General features: G+C 60.2%; 17 protein-coding genes and 1 tRNA gene. 11 read left to right on the top strand and 7 right to left on the bottom strand.

Going from position 1 to position 16,776, the window contains the following annotated elements; genetic code table 11:
* A partial coding sequence (locus PWJ82_RS08685) for a hypothetical protein (protein WP_274736240.1) occupies positions 1–539 on the bottom strand: 539 nt, incomplete at its 3' end.
* 309 nt (positions 540–848) lie between these two features.
* Here PWJ82_RS08685 and PWJ82_RS08680 point away from each other — a divergent pair.
* Together PWJ82_RS08680 and PWJ82_RS08675 are read left to right on the top strand one after the other, a co-directional pair.
* Positions 849–1,148 (top strand): hypothetical protein, encoded by a 300-nt coding sequence (locus PWJ82_RS08680; RefSeq protein ID WP_274736238.1) that lies wholly within the window; start codon positions 849–851, stop codon positions 1,146–1,148.
* A gap of 155 nt (positions 1,149–1,303) precedes the next feature.
* A complete protein-coding gene (locus PWJ82_RS08675; RefSeq protein ID WP_274736237.1) occupies positions 1,304–2,149 on the top strand; it encodes a hypothetical protein in 846 nt (281 codons plus the stop codon).
* A 5-nt stretch (positions 2,150–2,154) separates the two neighbouring features.
* Here PWJ82_RS08675 and PWJ82_RS08670 read toward each other — a convergent pair whose 3' ends face one another.
* From PWJ82_RS08670 to PWJ82_RS08660, 3 genes are all read right to left on the bottom strand, one after another.
* Positions 2,155–2,727 (bottom strand): hypothetical protein, encoded by a 573-nt coding sequence (locus PWJ82_RS08670; RefSeq protein WP_274736235.1) that lies wholly within the window; start codon positions 2,725–2,727, stop codon positions 2,155–2,157.
* Positions 2,728–2,743: 16 nt separating this feature from the next.
* Complete coding sequence (locus PWJ82_RS08665) at positions 2,744–2,977, bottom strand: helix-turn-helix domain-containing protein (RefSeq protein WP_274736233.1); 234 nt, start codon at positions 2,975–2,977, stop codon at positions 2,744–2,746.
* A gap of 407 nt (positions 2,978–3,384) precedes the next feature.
* Positions 3,385–3,461: transfer RNA gene (locus tag PWJ82_RS08660), tRNA-Lys, on the bottom strand.
* A gap of 191 nt (positions 3,462–3,652) precedes the next feature.
* On the opposite strand from PWJ82_RS08660, the gene PWJ82_RS08655 reads away from it, so the two are divergent.
* The 8 genes from PWJ82_RS08655 (at position 3,653) to PWJ82_RS08620 (ending at position 13,463) form a co-directional block, all read left to right on the top strand.
* Complete coding sequence (locus tag PWJ82_RS08655; RefSeq protein ID WP_274736231.1) at positions 3,653–4,279, top strand: hypothetical protein; 627 nt, start codon at positions 3,653–3,655, stop codon at positions 4,277–4,279.
* 213 nt (positions 4,280–4,492) lie between these two features.
* Positions 4,493–7,732, top strand: coding sequence for an RNA degradosome polyphosphate kinase (locus PWJ82_RS08650; RefSeq protein WP_274736229.1), 3,240 nt, complete (start codon positions 4,493–4,495; stop codon positions 7,730–7,732).
* A gap of 129 nt (positions 7,733–7,861) precedes the next feature.
* Positions 7,862–8,815, top strand: coding sequence for an NUDIX hydrolase (locus tag PWJ82_RS08645; RefSeq protein WP_274736228.1), 954 nt, complete (start codon positions 7,862–7,864; stop codon positions 8,813–8,815).
* A 257-nt stretch (positions 8,816–9,072) separates the two neighbouring features.
* Entirely contained in the window at positions 9,073–10,185 is a 1,113-nt protein-coding gene (gene pstS / locus PWJ82_RS08640) for a phosphate ABC transporter substrate-binding protein PstS (RefSeq protein ID WP_039898602.1), read from the top strand.
* A 41-nt stretch (positions 10,186–10,226) separates the two neighbouring features.
* Positions 10,227–11,339, top strand: a complete 1,113-nt coding sequence (pstC, locus tag PWJ82_RS08635; protein ID WP_274736226.1) for a phosphate ABC transporter permease subunit PstC — start codon at positions 10,227–10,229, stop codon at positions 11,337–11,339.
* 11 nt (positions 11,340–11,350) lie between these two features.
* On the top strand, positions 11,351–12,460 hold the full coding sequence (gene pstA, locus PWJ82_RS08630; RefSeq protein WP_274736224.1) for a phosphate ABC transporter permease PstA: 1,110 nt from the start codon (positions 11,351–11,353) through the stop codon (positions 12,458–12,460).
* Positions 12,461–12,483: 23 nt separating this feature from the next.
* Entirely contained in the window at positions 12,484–13,263 is a 780-nt protein-coding gene (gene pstB / locus PWJ82_RS08625) for a phosphate ABC transporter ATP-binding protein PstB (protein ID WP_016442263.1), read from the top strand.
* A gap of 68 nt (positions 13,264–13,331) precedes the next feature.
* Positions 13,332–13,463 (top strand): hypothetical protein, encoded by a 132-nt coding sequence (locus PWJ82_RS08620; RefSeq protein ID WP_274736223.1) that lies wholly within the window; start codon positions 13,332–13,334, stop codon positions 13,461–13,463.
* Here PWJ82_RS08620 and PWJ82_RS08615 read toward each other — a convergent pair.
* Entirely contained in the window at positions 13,460–14,470 is a 1,011-nt protein-coding gene (locus PWJ82_RS08615; RefSeq protein ID WP_274736221.1) for an inorganic phosphate transporter, read from the bottom strand. The two genes, PWJ82_RS08620 and PWJ82_RS08615, sit on opposite strands and share 4 nt — an antisense overlap.
* A gap of 2 nt (positions 14,471–14,472) precedes the next feature.
* A complete protein-coding gene (locus PWJ82_RS08610; RefSeq protein WP_016442266.1) occupies positions 14,473–15,099 on the bottom strand; it encodes a DUF47 domain-containing protein in 627 nt (208 codons plus the stop codon).
* A gap of 383 nt (positions 15,100–15,482) precedes the next feature.
* Between PWJ82_RS08610 and PWJ82_RS08605 the strand changes: the two genes are divergently transcribed.
* On the top strand, positions 15,483–16,109 hold the full coding sequence (locus PWJ82_RS08605; RefSeq protein WP_274736220.1) for an FABP family protein: 627 nt from the start codon (positions 15,483–15,485) through the stop codon (positions 16,107–16,109).
* 41 nt (positions 16,110–16,150) lie between these two features.
* Here the strand turns inward: PWJ82_RS08605 and PWJ82_RS08600 are convergent, their stop codons facing one another.
* A complete protein-coding gene (locus tag PWJ82_RS08600) occupies positions 16,151–16,513 on the bottom strand; it encodes a hypothetical protein (protein WP_274736219.1) in 363 nt (120 codons plus the stop codon).
* Between the last annotated feature and the right edge of the window lie 263 nt (positions 16,514–16,776).

Raw genomic sequence — 16,776 nt, 5'->3', positions numbered from 1 at the left:
AGACGGCCAGCCACCATCCGAACCGCACGGGCCTTAAACTCTTGCGAATACCTTCTAGACATGTTCCTAATCCTCTCAAAAACAGGTAGGAACAAAACCCAGTACGCTTCAGTATTAGACAGGCTGGGCGTGTGTGTGGCGGCCAGGCTCGCCCGCAACTCACCAACAACCACACCCGGAACCGATAAACACCTCGTGACAAACGGCCGGATTTTCACCGGCAAACACCGAAACGCAGTCAAAGGCGAGGCCGGGCGCTCGAAAACCTGCGTGAGCAACCCATGGCCCTCAGGGACGCGGCGCTCCCACCGATACACCAGGCCATACCGTTCAAGCTCGCTCAAAGCGCGGGTAACCCGGTCGCGCCCAAACCCACGCCCAGTAAGAGCACTAACTGTCCGCTCAGCGTTTTTAGGCATGGCCAGCATCGCCACCCACACGCTCAGTGCCTCATACGACAAATCCGGATCCAGAACCACATCGCGCTCAAGAAGCACAGGATAAGAACGAACCGAGAAAAACAAGCCCGTATCGCTCATACTGCCACCTCCCTGCGGCGCACTGTGCGCGGGCCACAATTAGGCTGGGCTGGCCGGTGCGAACCCAATGTGCCCGCACCGACCCTGCCCATGCCTGCCCGTACTCGTATGGAACACCGAGACGAGCCACACCACCGTTGCCAGTGATGCCTCCCTTTCTTTATCAAAACACGAGACGGAAAACACGCCCGCACGTTGTGCGTGCAAAGCGCACTAGTTAAGCAGAGGGAAACAAAAACGCAGACCGTTTCCCTCCGAGTGCGAGCAATCCCGCTCGTGCCCCTACCAACAATCCCGAAAGGGGAGATTATGGAAATCATTTTCCTGTTTGTTAGCGCGGTTAGTAACGCCATGTCCGCCTGGTCCAACACTCTCACGTTGTGGGGATACGGACCAAAACCAGCCACAGCGGGCGCGCCGGAAACGCGACACATGCCGGACAAGTCAAGCACGCCAGGGGTATCCCGTCCTGGGGTGGTTATCAACGCCGAGCACATCATTATTAATGGCTCGGTCATCTTCACCGACAACCCGAACGCGGACGAGACACAGCCCATCCGGGATGCTAAACCGGACGACGAAGACACCACACGCTTCTCGTCGAGGTAGTCGAGCGGTGCGGTAAGACTAGGGTCGGCTGGCTCTCTAGGAGTACCAAGGGCCAGCCAACCCGCGCGCCAAACGACGCGCATCCCAACCGCCACACGCATAATAAGAGTGAAGAAGAAACCTCTATCAACGGAGATGGAAGGGAAGAATAACGCATGTATAAAGCACTCAATAGGGAAACATACGAAGAATGGACCGTGAAGGAATGGGTGGACGCCGGCGAACCACCCGTCATGATTTGCGGAGGCCACGACCTGCGTGGTTTCCCCTGCAACGCTCCGGTTACGCCGGTCAACACAAAACCGCATTCCCTCGCGGGCGGTAAACCCCGCCCCTACTGGAAAAGCAGGGGCCATATTAACGGGTGTGACCGTTATGCGGGAAACAAGAATCGAAAAACACCAGACGAGAACACAAAAATAATCGAAAAATATGAAACCGCTCAGCACCTCAAAATCAATATGGACCTGAGCAGTAACCGATCCTCTAAAAACCGTAGAGGTAGTAGAAGTGATGTCGAGAGCGGGCAAGCGCAGGACTACCGCTTTTCCGTGACGACAGGACAAGGCAGTGGCAGCACCAAGCACGTCACCGTACTCCACACGCTCCTCGCCCTCGCGATAGAGAACAAGCTCGGTAAGTACAGCAAAGACCGACTTCGGATAAAAACCGATCAAGGAACCATTGATGCTCTCATCGGACAGGCTGTTCACCGTCTCGAAAATGGTGTGAAGGTAGGTGAACTCGGTGTCTATTACGGACGTGTCACATCCGTGAATCCGGCACGCGCTGGTCTTGCTTTCATTAACATCACCAATAAAGACGACATCTTTTTGACCCAAGAGTTTTCTAAAGATATCGATCTCAAAGAAGCTGGCCTCGTCCCAGGCGCATGGGTCATGACGGTCGGGACCCCCACACTTGCCGCCGGAGGCCCAAATACTCTGATCCGTGTATCTAGTCCCAACTGTTTCACATTCATCACGAAAGGAACCGAGTAAGTAACTCATGACGCATCCCCGCCTGTCTCGCTCAACCACTTATAGACAAGCTCGGCTGGATAAGCAGACTTACGAATCGCGTCCCCGGAAAAGAACCGCGGGGAGGTAAAAGCCTTGACCTGGGTGACCTCGAAATCCGGAGCATAAAACATGCGATACTCACCCCACTGAACATCCCACACATACGGCATAAGAAACTCAAGAAGGATGTCTACTTGCTCTACCGGCACGATATGGTCAATCCACTCACCATCAGCTTGCGTGAAGTAACGCATCTCCAACACCGCCCAGCCAGGGGCGATCTCGGCTTTCCCAGGCTCCATGTCGGGCCGGTAGCCAAGCTCGATACGCCCGTCCCTGACTCGGGGGTGAAAACCGGAGGTGATCCGGACGTAGTCACCTTCGCTGATAACCCGCCCATTACGTATTTGCCCGATCAAGCCAGCATCAAGGGCAACGTAAAACCAGATTTGCCCCATCACTTCCCCGTTACAAGGATTACTAAGGGTAGGAGGCGTGATGAGATCAACATCAATAACACGAACTCCGGTAGTCACATCGGCAGGCTTCGCAGTCATGACTAGCTCCCCTTTTTTACCCGAAAATTTCCAACTGGCCAGGAACCTCCGCACAGACCTCACTCGCCGCCGTCAGCGAAGCATTCTCCGCAACCGGCGCGAGAATACGATCAACCTCCGACTTGGGGATGCGCCATTTTCCAGAGGGGAGCTTGAACGCGGTGATCTTCCCGGATTTACACCAATTGAGTACGGATATGCGACTCGCCCCTACGCAATTCGCGACATCGGCGGTAGTCAGAAGCTCCATGTCAACATCTTTCACCTAAGTTTACTTATCGTAACGTTCGGTGAAATTATGCGGCGGTGGAGAGCGTTAAGTCAAGTGCTGGTGTTGCATCTAAGTAACACTACTTGTTATGGTTGCCCTATGAGTGTTGTTAGTGATTCCTACTTAGAGACCGTCAATACCGATCAATACATCGGCGAGCGTGTGATGGTTTGGCTTAAGCGGTGCGGGAAGACTCAGTCGGAGCTTGGTGAGTATTTGGGTCTGAAGAGGGCTGTGATTAGTCGTAAAGTTGGCGGTCATGTTGGTTGGTCTGCTCGGGACCTTGCCTGGACTGCCGCGTTCCTAGGTGTTCCGCTAAGCGAGCTTATGCCGGAAGAGTCGATTGAAATCGCGCAAAAGGAACGCGAGCGTTCCCTGTCTGAAAATGGTAGGCCCCGTGGGATTCGAACCCACAACCCTTGGATTAAAAGTCCAGTGCTCTGACCGTTGGAGCTAGAGGCCCACGAAGTAGTGTAGCGCGCTTTGGCCCGGTGGTAAAAGTAGGGTCGAATTTGTGTGGAAATCCGCATCCCGGAACTCCTTTACGTAATCGGCGGAAAACAGCTCATAGCCGCACTAAGGCCCGCTTTGAGGTGCGACAATAGAGGAGTGAGCGAGCGCACTGGCGCGCCCCGAGCGAGTGGAGGAAAAATTATGGCTAGCAGTTTTCGCCGTCCGGCCCAGATGAAACCGGACCAGCTCGAGTCGATCGAAGGTGAAGCGGACGTCGCCTACCACAGCGAGCTTGCCCACACCGCGGCCCAGGCGCTGCTGCCCGGCTCCGGTTACCATACCGAAGATCCGGAGGTACGTGCCCGCGTGCTCGACCTCGTCGCCACCGAAGGTATCGACGTCATCGCCGAAGCATGGGCCCGCTCCCCGGAAGACACCCTTCCCGGAATGCTGTGGCGCGGCTACTTGCTGCGCGAATGGTTGCGGCGTTTCCCGAACGACGCCGCCGCGCGGCTCACCGCCGCGCGGGAAAAGCTCGGCTCCCAGGGAGCTGATGGAGTGGAGAAACTGGAGAAAACCCCCACTCTCGGGGAGGTGCAATCCAGCTGGGATGAGGTGTTCGCCGGTTCTTTCGGCGGGGACTTCGCGGAAGTGCTAGCCAGCTCGGCTCGCCTGTGTGACACCCTTGCCGAAGTGGATCCGCTCTGGATCCCGACTGATGAGCACCCGCTGGCCACGCCGGTGACGCGCCGCGATGCTGCGCTGCTGGAAACGGCGCGGGAATTCCGCGCGGCCGGAGCCCGGGCGGTGCGTGGCACGCTTTCCTAGCGGAGCTGTGCCGTTCCGGGAGGGGAGCCGATCTGCATTTGCGGGAAGTGCTCCGTTTCGGTAGCAGTGCTGCCCCGCTCGGGAATTCACGGTCTCGGGGAGGGCGCCCCTCTGGCGGAGGGGCGCTGCGCCGTCGTTCGTTTGCTTGGACGTAACTTTTCTGTCGTAGTGATCGACTACGGTTAAGAGGTAGCAGGAAAAAGGAGCCCTCCTATGAGTATCGTTAGCGGATCACCGCAGCCGGACCAGGCCGCGCTTTTTAATCAGCTCGCCCAGGAATGCTTCGCGGCGGATGGTGTTGTGCCTTTCAGTGAGCAAACCCTTCTTGATATTGCCGCGGGTGCGGAAAGTTCGCGGGTGTGGACTCTCGGGGATCCCGTGGTCGGGGTGGCTCATTCCGGGCGCACCGGGGATGTGGAATTGGCCGTGCGCCCGGAGGCCCGCGGCAAGGGTGCCGGTAAGGAATTGCTACGCACCGTTCTGGATGCGGGGGAAACCGCGGTGTGGGCGCACGGGGATCTGCCCGCCGCGCAGGAACTCGCGGCATCTTCCCAGCTCTACCCAGGGCGTACCCTCCTCGTTTTGGAACGTCCGGTTACGGAAGAAAATCCTGCTCCCGCGCTGTGGACTTTGCCGGGGATCGTACTGGCTCCGGTGGATCCTGCCGCTGATTTGGAGGATATTGCGCGCCTCAATGCGGAGGCTTTTGCAGATCTGCCCGATCAGGGCCAGCTCACCGCGGAGGATCTGCGCGAACGTATGGAAGCGCCCTGGTTCACGCCGGAACTCCTAGTAACGGCGCGCTCCCAAGGTGAACTCGTTGGTTTTGTGTGGCTCAAGCCGAATGTGCTTGGGGGTGGCTCTGGTGCTGCGGGCACGGCTGGCGCATCGGCTGCGGGTGAAGCCAATGCGGCCAGCGAACCGAGCGAAGCGAATGTGCTGGAACTCTACGTTCTCGCGGTGGCACCGGAACACCGCGGCAAGGGCATCGGGAAGCTCCTGACCGCTTGGGCCCTTGTTACAACTGGCTCGCGGGGCTTCTCGCGCTGCATTCTCTACGTTGATGCCGCGAATTCCGCCGCGGTGCACGTCTACGGAAAAGCTGGGTTCACGCAGGCGGAACGGCATGTTCGCTATGAATTGCAACCCGAACCGGCCCTCTCCGCCACCCGTGCTCGCCTGGCGGCCCGGGAGGGTGCCAGCGCTGTGGAACCCACCCCGCACGAAACTTTCCTGCAGGCGGTGCGGCTCGGCTCCCCGGTCTCCACGAAATCCCTCACGGATATGGCTAAGGAATCCCGCAAACTCGCCAAACGCTCCGCGAAAGCCCCGGAGGAATCCCAGCTTCCCGAAGGTCGTTTCGCGGATCGGGAACTCTCCTGGCTGGCTTTCAATGAGCGGGTGCTGGAGCAGGCAGAAGATGAAACCCTGCCGCTCTTGGAACGCGCCTGGTTCCTCTCCATTTTCTCCTCGAACCTCGATGAGTTCTTCATGGTGCGGGTGGCTGGTCTCAAGCGCCGTATTGATACCGGCATCGGAGTGGTGGCCGCATCCGGCCTCACCCCGCGCCAGGTGATGAAAGGCATCGCGGAACGCACCCATGAACTGACCGCGCGTCAAGCGAAAGTCTATTCGGAGGATATCAAGCCTAAACTCGAAGGCCAGGGCGTTTTCATCCGCCGCTGGAATGAGCTAGATGCGCAGGTACAGCAGCGCTTCTCCAAGCTATTCAAGGATGAGATCTTCCCTGTCCTCACCCCGCTCGCGGTGGATCCCTCCCATCCCTTCCCGTATATCTCGGGTCTGTCCCTCAACCTCGCCGTCGTCCTCAAGGATCGGCGCGGTTCCTCCGCTTTTGCGCGGGTGAAAGTGCCGGATTTGCTCCCGCGTTTCCTCATGATTGGAGAAGATGGCACTGCCTACAGTCCGGAAAACGTTCCGGTGGAGGCCGGTAGCGATATTGAATTCCTGCCCCTGGAGGAACTTATCGGGCACCACCTGGGTGAGCTCTTCCCCGGTATGGATGTGCAGAGCTACGCGACCTTCCGGGTCACCCGTAATGAGGACCTCGAAGTCGAAGAAGATGACGCAGAAAACCTCCTCACCGCGCTGGAACGCGAATTGCTCCGGCGGCGCTTCGGGCCGGTGGTGCGCCTGGAGGTAGATGAGGATATGGATGATGCCACCCTCAGTTTCCTCCAGAAGGAAATGAGCGTGAGCTCCTCTGATACCTACCGCCTACCCGCGCCCTTGGATTTACAATCCCTGGAGCAGCTTCACGATCTGGATCGGCCCGGGCTCAAATACCCCAAGTACGTTCCGGTCACGCCTACGGGGCTCACCGATGCCGAATCAGCCAAACCCGCGGATTTCTTTGCCAAGCTGCGTGATCATGATGTGCTGCTTCACCACCCCTACGAATCTTTCTCCACCTCGGTGCAGCAATTCATCGCCCAGGCAGCCGCGGATCCGCAAGTCCTGGCCATTAAACAAACCCTGTACCGCACGTCGGGGGATTCCCCTATCGTCAATTCGCTCATCCGCGCGGCCCGCGCCGGGAAACAGGTCCTCGCCATCGTGGAGATCAAGGCACGTTTCGATGAGCAGCGCAATATTGAGTGGGCGCGCAAGCTAGAGCGCGCCGGGGTCCATGTGGTCTACGGAATGATCGGGCTGAAAACCCACTGCAAGCTCGCACTGGTGGTTCGCCAAGAATCCGATGGCCTGCGCCGCTACTGCCACGTGGGTACCGGCAACTACAACCCGAAAACCGCCCGCGGCTATGAGGATCTGGGCCTGCTCACCTCCAACCGGGATGTAGGCCAGGATCTCACCCGGCTGTTCAACCAGCTTTCCGGCTACTCCCGGCAGGAACGCTTCCACCGGCTCCTCGTGGCGCCCACCGGCATCCGCTCCGGGCTTATCGACCGGATCGAACGCGAAATTGAAAACAAGAACGCCGGCAAACCCGCGTGGGTGAAATTCAAAGTCAACTCCATCGTGGACGAAGCCATGATCGACGCCCTCTACCGGGCCAGCCAAGCTGGCGTGAAAGTCAGCATCCAGGTGCGCGGAATCTGCGCCCTGCGTGCCGGCATCCCCGGGCTCTCGGATAATATCAAGGCTCGTTCCATTCTGGGGCGCTACCTCGAGCACTCGCGTATCTACGCTTTCTGTAACGACGGCGACGCGGATGTCTTCATCGGCTCCGCCGATCTCATGCATCGTAACCTAGATCGGCGTATCGAAGCCCTTATCAAGATCACGGATCCGGATATGGTGGATCGCCTGGTAGAGCTTGTGGATGTTGCCACCGCGGATACCACCAGCTCGTGGCACTTGGGCCCGGACGGGTGGGTGCGTCACAACCTCAGCCCGAAGGGCCGCCCGCTCGTCGATATCCAGGAGCTGCTCATGAAGCAGGCACGCTCACGCGTGGCAGGAGGGGACTAGAAAACCTGGGCCGGCCCGGCCCGCCGGCAGCGGTCCGGCCCAGAATCTGCCGGGTAAGCCGCGGCCAGGGCCTCGCGGGACAACCGCGGGTGTGCACATATCCGTAACGACTATGCCGAAGGGGGAGTGATGGGCAGCGTTCATGCTGCTGGCGCCGTTGTATGGCGCAAAAAAGCAGGCGAATTCCAGGTGCTACTCGTACGCCGGGATAGCTATAAAGACTGGTCTTTCCCCAAGGGTAAATACAAGCCCGGCGAAGGCCCGCGCATGGCAGCCGTACGGGAAGTCTACGAAGAAACCGGCGAATATATCGCCCTGCAGCGCCCCCTGCCCTCCATTGGCTACACCCTCTCCTCGGGGAAAAAGAAACGGGTCTTTTACTGGGTGGCCCGCCCGCTCACACCGCGCTCCCGGCCAGTCGCCGCCCGCCCGGAATTCCCCAAGGCCCACCCCGGCGAAATCACCCGATCACGCTGGATGAACGCGGAAACCGCCCTCGAAAAACTCAGTTATAAAGACGAACGTGCCATGCTCAAACGCGTCCTGAAATACTGGGAACGCGGGGAACTCACCACCCGTGCGGTGCTGCTAGTGCGCCACGCCCGCGCCCAAAAACGCTCGGCCTGGAACGGAAGTGAAAAAACCCGGCCCCTCACCCCGCACGGAGCCGCGCGGGCTCGCACCATCAGCGCGGTGCTCAGCGTATACGGCGTGGACCGGCTCGTTTCCTCCCCCTGGCAGCGCTGCACCGCCACCATCGCCCCCTACGCGCAGGCTTCCGGAGTTTCCCTCACCTGCGTCGCCGCCCTCACCGAACACTCCCACGCGAAGAACCCCGGCGGAGTGCGTAAAACCATCGAAGGGGTACTAACAGACAGCGGTGCTCCCGCGGCGGTCAGCTTGCATCGCCCCACCCTGAGCACTGTTATCGACGTCGTTAAAAAACACGGCGGCCACCACGTGCGCGAAAAGCTCCCCGAGGAAGATCCCTACCTCAAAACCGGAGAAATCCTCGTCGTCCATATGAAAGACAAGCGCGCGGTAGACGTCGAGCGCTTCCGCCCCGTCCACACCGAGCTTTAGCGGCCGTGTATCTAGCGGCCGTGTCTCTAGCGACCAGCGTGCAGGCTGTTCCCGTGAGCGTGCCCTGTGTACCCCGTGTGCCCAACGGGCCCGCACAGCCAGCCACATACCCAGAGCGCTCTGTGAGACATGCTACAAGCTCGTTAACCTTCTGTTTACCTCCGGTGCGGGTCACCGTAACCCACGCTTCCTAGGCTCGAACCAGCGAGCGCCGAAACGGGCGTTCCTGAACACGCAAGGATTAAACAGTGAAGACCATGAAGATCTCGGCACTTGCGGGTGCCACCGCTCTTGCTCTGACCCTTTCCGCCTGTGGTGGGGACGCAACGACTTCTGCCACCACCGAAGCCGCCAAGGGGGACACCACCACCCAGGCCGCGGATAGCGGCTCGAACCTCTCGGGTACTATCTCCGGTTCCGGTGCCTCCTCGCAGCAGAAGGCGCAGCAGGCCTGGCGCGATAACTTCACCATTGCGAACTCGGGCGTGACCGTCAATTACGAGCCCACCGGCTCGGGCACCGGCCGCCAGCAGTTCCTCTCCGGCCAGGTGCAGTACGCTGGCACGGATTCGGCTCTCAAGGCCGAAGAACTTACCAAGGTCTCCAACGCCTGCAAGACCGATGTGGCCGTGGAACTGCCCGTCTACATTTCCCCCATCGCGATCGCCGTGAACCTCGAAGGTGTCAAGGAGCTCAAGCTCGATGCCCCCACCATCGCGAAGATCTTCTCCGGCCAGATTGAGAAGTGGAACGACCCGGCCATTGCCGCCACCAACTCCGGCGTCAAGCTCCCGGACGAAACCATTATTCCGATCCACCGCGCGGAAAAGTCCGGCACCACCGGTAACTTCCAGTCCTACCTGGAAGAAGCTGCCCCCGAGGTCTGGACCTACGGCTCGGAAGAAACCTGGCCGATCCAGGGTGGTCAGTCCGCCGAATCCACCTCCGGCGTGGTCCAGCTGGCGCTTTCCACCCCGAACTCGATCATCTACGCCGACTACTCCCAGATTGAAACCCTCACCCCGGTGAAGGTCAAGGTTGGCGATGAGTTCATCGGTCCCGAACCGGAAGCCGCCGCCCGCGTGGTGGATGACTCCCCGGCCGCCGAAGGCGCCACGGATACCCTCCTCAACAAGGACCTCAAGCGTGACGGCTCCGTCAAGGGTGCCTACCCGGTCGTCATGCTCTCCTACCTCATCGGCTGCCAGGAATACAAGGATGCCTCCACCGGTGAACTGGTCAAGGCGTTCTTCACCTACGTCGTCTCTGAAGAGGGCCAGAAGGCCGCCTTCGCCGCCAACGGTGGTAACGCCCCGATTTCGGAAACCCTGCGCACGCAGGCCATGGCCGTTATCGATACCATCAAGTAAGCACCGGTTAGACAACCGAATACCTCTATCTGAAAGTCGATATGACTGAACGAGATAACGCAGCCGGGGAGGTTCTTGAGCGTAATGCTCAGGAAACCTCCCCGGAGGTGGGTCAGACTGCAGTGCCGGCCCGCCCGAGCAAACGCGCGCGTCGCCGCGTTGCAGACACAACCTTCAACGGCCTAGCCATCGGTGCTGGAGCATTCATCATCCTCATCCTGGGTGCCGTTTTCATCTTCCTGCTCCTCGAGTCATATCCGGCATTCATTGCCGGTAAGGAAGAAATCTCAGGGACAGCAGACTTTACGAAGGGGATGGGATTCTGGCAATACGCCGGGGCGGCCCTCTTCGGCACCGTGCTTTCCGCACTCCTGGCTCTCGCCCTTGCTGTGCCCTTCGCAGTGGCGATTGCGCTGTTCATTTCGCATTTCGCACACCGGCGCTTCGCCGCCGTCCTCGGTTACATTATTGACCTGCTCGCGGCCATTCCCTCGGTCGTCTTCGGCCTGTGGGGCATCCGCACTCTCGAACCGATTGTGCGCCCCGTTTTCGAATGGGTCTCCAATGTGCTCACACCGCCTCTTCAGTGGTGGGTGGATCACGTTCCATTCATGGGTGAAGAAGGCGGACTGGCCCAATTTGACTGGTGGCCCTTGCAGCCCAGCCTGGTGGCTTTCACGCCGCCGGCCCGTAACATCATGATGGGCGGCCTGGTACTGGCCATTATGATCCTCCCGATTATCACCTCGCTGTGCCGTGAAGTGTTCCTCCAGACGCCAAAGCTGCTGGAAGAAGCGGCCCTTGGCCTGGGCGCCACCCGCTGGGAAATGATCAAGATGACCGTGCTCCCGGTGGGGCGTTCCGGTATCGTCTCCGCGGCTATGCTGGGCCTGGGGCGCGCCCTGGGCGAAACGATGGCGCTCCTTATGGTGCTCTCGGCGGGTCTGCAGGTGAACTTCAACCTCTTCTCCCCGGGCCAGCACTCCACCATCGCCTCCCAGATCGCCCTGAACTTCCCTGAAGCTCATCCCGGTCTGCAGCGCCAGGTCCTTATCGGTATCGGCCTCATGCTCTTCGCCCTGACCTTCGTGGTCAACTGGTTGGCGCGGCGCGTTCTGGCCCGGTACGCAGAATTCTCAGGAGCGAATGCCTAATGAGTACTGACGTGACACAGACACCCGCCGGCCAACCCGACGGCGGAGCGCACGCTATTCCGGTCGAGCCGGCTGTTAGCGAAGGCACGCCGATCTTCGCCTCCGAATACGGGCGCCTGCCCAAGTTCTTCAACTGGGCCGTGCTCATCGTGTGCATGCTGGCTTCCTGGCTACTTTTCCACTTCGGTTTCAAAGCGGATTCGCTTTTCGGCGCGGTCCTGGTGGGACTCCTTGTCTTCTTCCTCGTTATCCGCATTGTCGGGTACGCGGTAGAAGGCCCGCGCCGCGGCGCCAACCGCATGGCAACCGTGCTCATCACCAGTGCTTTTGCGCTCGCGGTTCTTCCGTTGCTCTCGCTGCTGTACACGGTGATCGTGGAAGCCCTTCCGGTTCTCAGCTACTCCTTCCTCAATAATTCCACCCTCGGCATGTCCCTGCCCGGCGCTCAGCCCGGTCTCGGCCACGCCATCGTGGGCACGCTCATTATTACCGGCATTACGGCGCTCATCGCCATTCCGCTCGGTGTTCTGACGGCCATCTACCTGGTGGAATACAATAGGGGCGGCTGGTTCGGGCGCTCGGTGACCTTCCTGGTCGATATCATGACGGGCATCCCTTCTATCGTGGCCGGTCTCTTTGCCGCGGCGATTGTTCCGGTGCTCGCCCCCGCGCTCGGGTTCCGCAATGGCATCATGGGCGCCGTCGCCCTTGTTGTTCTTATGACGCCGATCGTGGTGCGCAATACCGAAGAAATGCTGCGCATCGTCTCCAATGAATTGCGCGAAGCGTCCTACGCGCTGGGAGTGACGAAGTCCCGCACTATTATCAAGGTGGTGCTGCGGACCGCGCTGCCGGGTATTGTTTCCGGTTGCGTGATCGCCATCGCCCGCGTGATCGGCGAATCGGCCCCGCTGATGATTACCGCCTCCGTCTCGGATACGTTCAACTATTCCTTGTTCAACGGCCCGATGATGACGTTGCCGGTCTTCGTTTACTCGCAGTTCAAGGCCAATAACCTCGATCTGGCCTGGGGCGGCGCGCTCGTCTTGGTGTTTATCGTGCTGGTATTCAACTTGCTGGCGCGCTTGATTGCTCATATCTTCGCCCCGAAGGGCCGCTAACGCGGCAGCCGAAAGGAAAAACAGTGCCTCAGGGAATTAGTGTTCGTAACGAGAACATCTACTACGGTGATTTCCTCGCCGTGGAGAACGTCAATGTGGATATTAAGCCGAATTCGGTTACCGCGCTCATCGGGCCGTCCGGTTGCGGCAAGTCCACTTTCTTGCGTTCCCTCAACCGTATGCATGAAGTGATCGACGGCGCGTACGTGACCGGCGATGTCTTCATCGACGGCAATAATATCTACGGCCCCGGCGTGGATCCGGTAACCGTCCGCCAGCACGTGGGCATGGTCTTCCAGCGTGCCAATCCCTTCCCCACCATGTCGATTCGTGACAATGTGCTGGCGGGGATGCGGCTCAATTCGCAGAAGATCAAGAAGTCCGATGCGGATGAGATCGTGGAGCGTTCGCTGCGCGGCTCCAACCTCTGGGAAGAAGTGAAGGACCGCCTCGATAAGCCGGGTTCTTCGCTTTCCGGCGGCCAGCAGCAGCGCCTGTGCATTGCCCGCGCCATCGCGGTCAAGCCCGAGGTGCTCCTCATGGACGAACCGTGTTCGGCCCTCGACCCGATTTCCACCCTCGCGATTGAGGACCTCATGAACAGCCTCAAAGAGGAATACACAATCGTGATCGTGACGCACAATATGCAGCAGGCTGCGCGCGTCTCGGAAATGACCGGCTTCTTCAATATTGCCGGGACCGGCAAGCCCGGGCACCTCGTGGAGTTCGACCAGACGGAGAAGATTTTCTCCAACCCGACCCATAAGGAAACCGAAGATTACGTCTCCGGGCGTTTCGGTTAAACCGGCTAAATCTTAGCTGTTTACCTTGCGAACTGTGCCGCGCGGGAATGATCCTGCGCGGCACAGTTATGTTGTGGATGCTATATAAGTACGACGACGCCGCACCGGCCCGCCGCCTCACCTCTGTGCAGCGTGCGCGTGGTGTGGTGCTCGCCCGCGGGGTTAGCGCGGGCCGGGCGGAGATGCGTAGATACGTCTAGATCAGTACCATGCGCAGCAACCACGTAGCAACCGCTGCCAGGGCACCGGCGGCCGGGATCGTGAGGATCCAAGCGGTGGCAATGTTACCGGCCACGGACCAGCGCACTGCCGAACGTCGCTTCGTGGCACCGACCCCCATGATGGCGCAGGTGATGGTATGCGTCGTCGAAATCGGGGCGGCCCATACAAACGCCGTCGTATAAAGAACGCTCGCGGCTACACTTTCCGCAACGAAACCGCGAGCCGGATCCAAATCAATAATTTTTGAGCCGAGCGTCTTCATAATGCGGAAACCGCCGGTCGCGGTCCCCAAAGAAATCGCGGCGGCCGCGGCCAGTTTCACCCAGGTGGGGATGCCGTCTTCAAGATTGTGGAAACCGCCGGCCGTGAGGGCCAGCACGATCACGCCCATTGTTTTCTGGGCGTCCTGGAGGCCGTGCCCGAGGGCCACCATGGCAGCGGAAACCGTCTGAGCGTAACGGAAGCGATGCATCGTGGTGTGGTAGGGGGCCTCCGTGAGGAGACGCAGCACCACTTTCATAATGAGATAGGCCAGCAGGAAACCAACCGCGGGGGAAACGATCATCGGCACCACCACACGGTCGAAAATAACCGTCCAATGCACGGTGGCCAGGGAGGCAATACCGGCGCCGGCCAGCCCGCCGATAAGTGCGTGTGAAGACGAGGACGGCAGCCCGCGCCACCAGGTAATAAGATTCCAGCCAATCGCGCCGGCCAGTCCGCCGAGTACCAGGGTGAGGCCGGTTATTTTTTCCAGCTCGGTAATATCAACGATGCCGGAGCCGATTGTTTCGGCTACTTTCGTGCCGAGCATCGCGCCGAGGAAGTTCATGACGGCTGCCATCGCGAGGGCCACCCCGGGCGTCAATGCGCGGGTGGCTACCGAGGTGGCGATGGCATTCGCGGCGTCGTGAAAACCGTTAGTGAAGTCAAAAATGAGGCTAATGACGACGACGGTGCCCACCAAAAAGAGCAACTCGGACAAAATCAGGACTCCTTGAGGGCAATGCGCTCGACCACGGCGGCGAGCGTCTCGAAAGCGTCGACGGTGTCCTCGAGAGTGTCCACCACCAGTTTGACGCGCAGCAATTCAATGGCGTCGGTGGCGTTTTCAAAGAGCGAGGCGAGAGTGGAACGGTAGAGGGAATCGCCCTTGTTTTCCAGCTGGTTAATTTCCACCCAGTATTCGCGAGTATCCGGGGAAGTGGGGTTGAAATGCGCGAGAATATCCGAGGAGAGACGGGCGCAGGTCTTGAGAATATCCACCACCGTCGGCGCGCTATCGGGGAGGGTGAGGGGGCGCATAAAGGCCACGTTTTCCCCGACCTCGTCCATGAGGTCCACGCAATTATCGATAGCGGTGGTCAGGGCATAAAGATCCTCCCTGTCGAAAGGGAGGACGAAAGACCTATTTACCACTTTGAGGAGTGCGTGATTTGACTCATCTGCATTGTTTTCGATGGTGTGCAGCTGCTGTTGCAACTCTCCGCGCTCGTGAACCGGTGCGGTCATGAGCTGCGCGAGGCCCGCGGCGGCAATGGGAAGATGCGCCGCCTGGGCGCCAATAAGGTCGAAAACCCGCGTGGAACGCGAGAATTTAGAGAATAACCCCACGTGAATTCCTCGTTTCGGGGACATGAACAATCGATGAACGACTCGTTTCAAGGATAGTTCATTACGGGGCGAAACGTGTATTGCGCGGCGGTGAGATCGGGCAAGAAAAGGGTGCCGGACCTGAGAGCGCCTGACGGCGCGAATGCCGCTCGTAGCGGCGCTAGTTGGAGCCCGGGGCTTTCAAGGTCCGGCACCGTGGCTTCAGAATAACAAGAGCACGGGCAATCGGAAACTTTTCCTCGGACTTTCGGGCCAAGCGTGAAAAATGAAGACTTTTTCGCTCCGACGTGGGAAAATATCACTAGCTATGGGCTCCGGCCGCCGCGGGTCGCGTGTGCCTGGAACTTTGGGCGGCACCCGGTCGGGGCGGGTAACCTGAGCATATGGTCTTTGCAATCCCTGAAAATCTCAGCCCGGAAACCTATCCGATGGCCTGGCTCGTTGATACCTGGCGCGGCGCTGGCCTTCTCGAATACGAAGGTGTGGACGCAGCCGGTTACCTTCACGAATTGCGCATCGATAATGACGACCACGGCCCCTACCTGCGCCTGCGCTCCGCGACCTGGCTTTCCCAAGAGCCGGCCGGGGCGGTGGATCGCGAAGTTCCCGGCGGGCGGATGTACGCGGCCCTGACCAAAGGCCAGCAGTGGTCCAGCTTCGAAGGCTACCTGCGCGTTTCCCCGAATAACCTCCAGGGGACGGAGGGGCGTTTCGTGCTGGAAGGAATGATTGCCACTTCCGCCGGCCACGCCATGACCTGGGCCGGTTTCATTAAGGGCCCGCAATTCCAGATCGTCGCGGACGCCATCGCCGCCACCCCCACCGCCGCGAGCTATACCGGCGGCCAAATCATGGGTGGCTACGTGGAATCGGAGCTTTTCTACGCTTACGATATGGCCGCCTTCGGGGTTCCGATGCGCAGCTATATGGCCGGCCGCCTTCAGCGCCAGAGCGATTGCCCGGAAGCGAAGCCGAAGTCTGCGCCATCCGAAGCGCAACCGGAATCGTGAAACCCAGCCCGCTGCTGCGCTGGCCCGGTGCGGTTCCCGGGCTAGGGGACGCGGCCGGGGTGGCTGCTTTTTACACCAATCCCTATGTGGAGCAGCGCGAGCTGGAGGCCGGGCGCGGCTTCGTGGACCTCTCTCATTGGCGGGTGCTGCGCGGCGCCGGCGGGGCTTGCCCGGGTGAGTGTCTGGGCGCGCATCACGAACTCCCGGGCGCGCATCACGCGCGCGAAGTGCTGGAATGCGACGCCGAGGGCCGGATTCGTGGTGCTCTGCTGCGCTGTGCGGGTAGTCGTGAAGATGTTTTCTTGAGTCCACCGGGTGGGATCCATTCCACTATGTGCCCGGCCAACTACATCGCGATAGGTACGACGACGCAGGGAGCCGAGCACCTCCGTGCAGCCATGCACGGTCGGTTGGGGCTATCCGCTGTTTTCTGGGAAGACTGGTGGCCGGATAGCGATATTGTGATCCTCCTGGTCGAGGATATTGAGGTACTTGCCCGGGCCGGGCAAGCGGCCGGCATGAGCCCGGTAGGTTTATTTGCTTGGGCTGCTCATCGGGCCGCGGGGGGGGGGGGGGGGGGGGGGGGGGGGGGGGGGGGGGGGGGGGGGGGGGGGGGGGCGGGGGGGGGGGGGGGGGGGGGGGGGGGGGGGGGGGCGGGGGGGGGGGG

Source organism: Actinotignum schaalii (assembly GCF_028864145.1).
GTDB lineage: Bacteria > Actinomycetota > Actinomycetes > Actinomycetales > Actinomycetaceae > Actinotignum > Actinotignum schaalii_B.
Note: the sequence above shows the minus strand (reverse complement) of the source record. Positions and strands in the feature narration are given on the sequence as shown.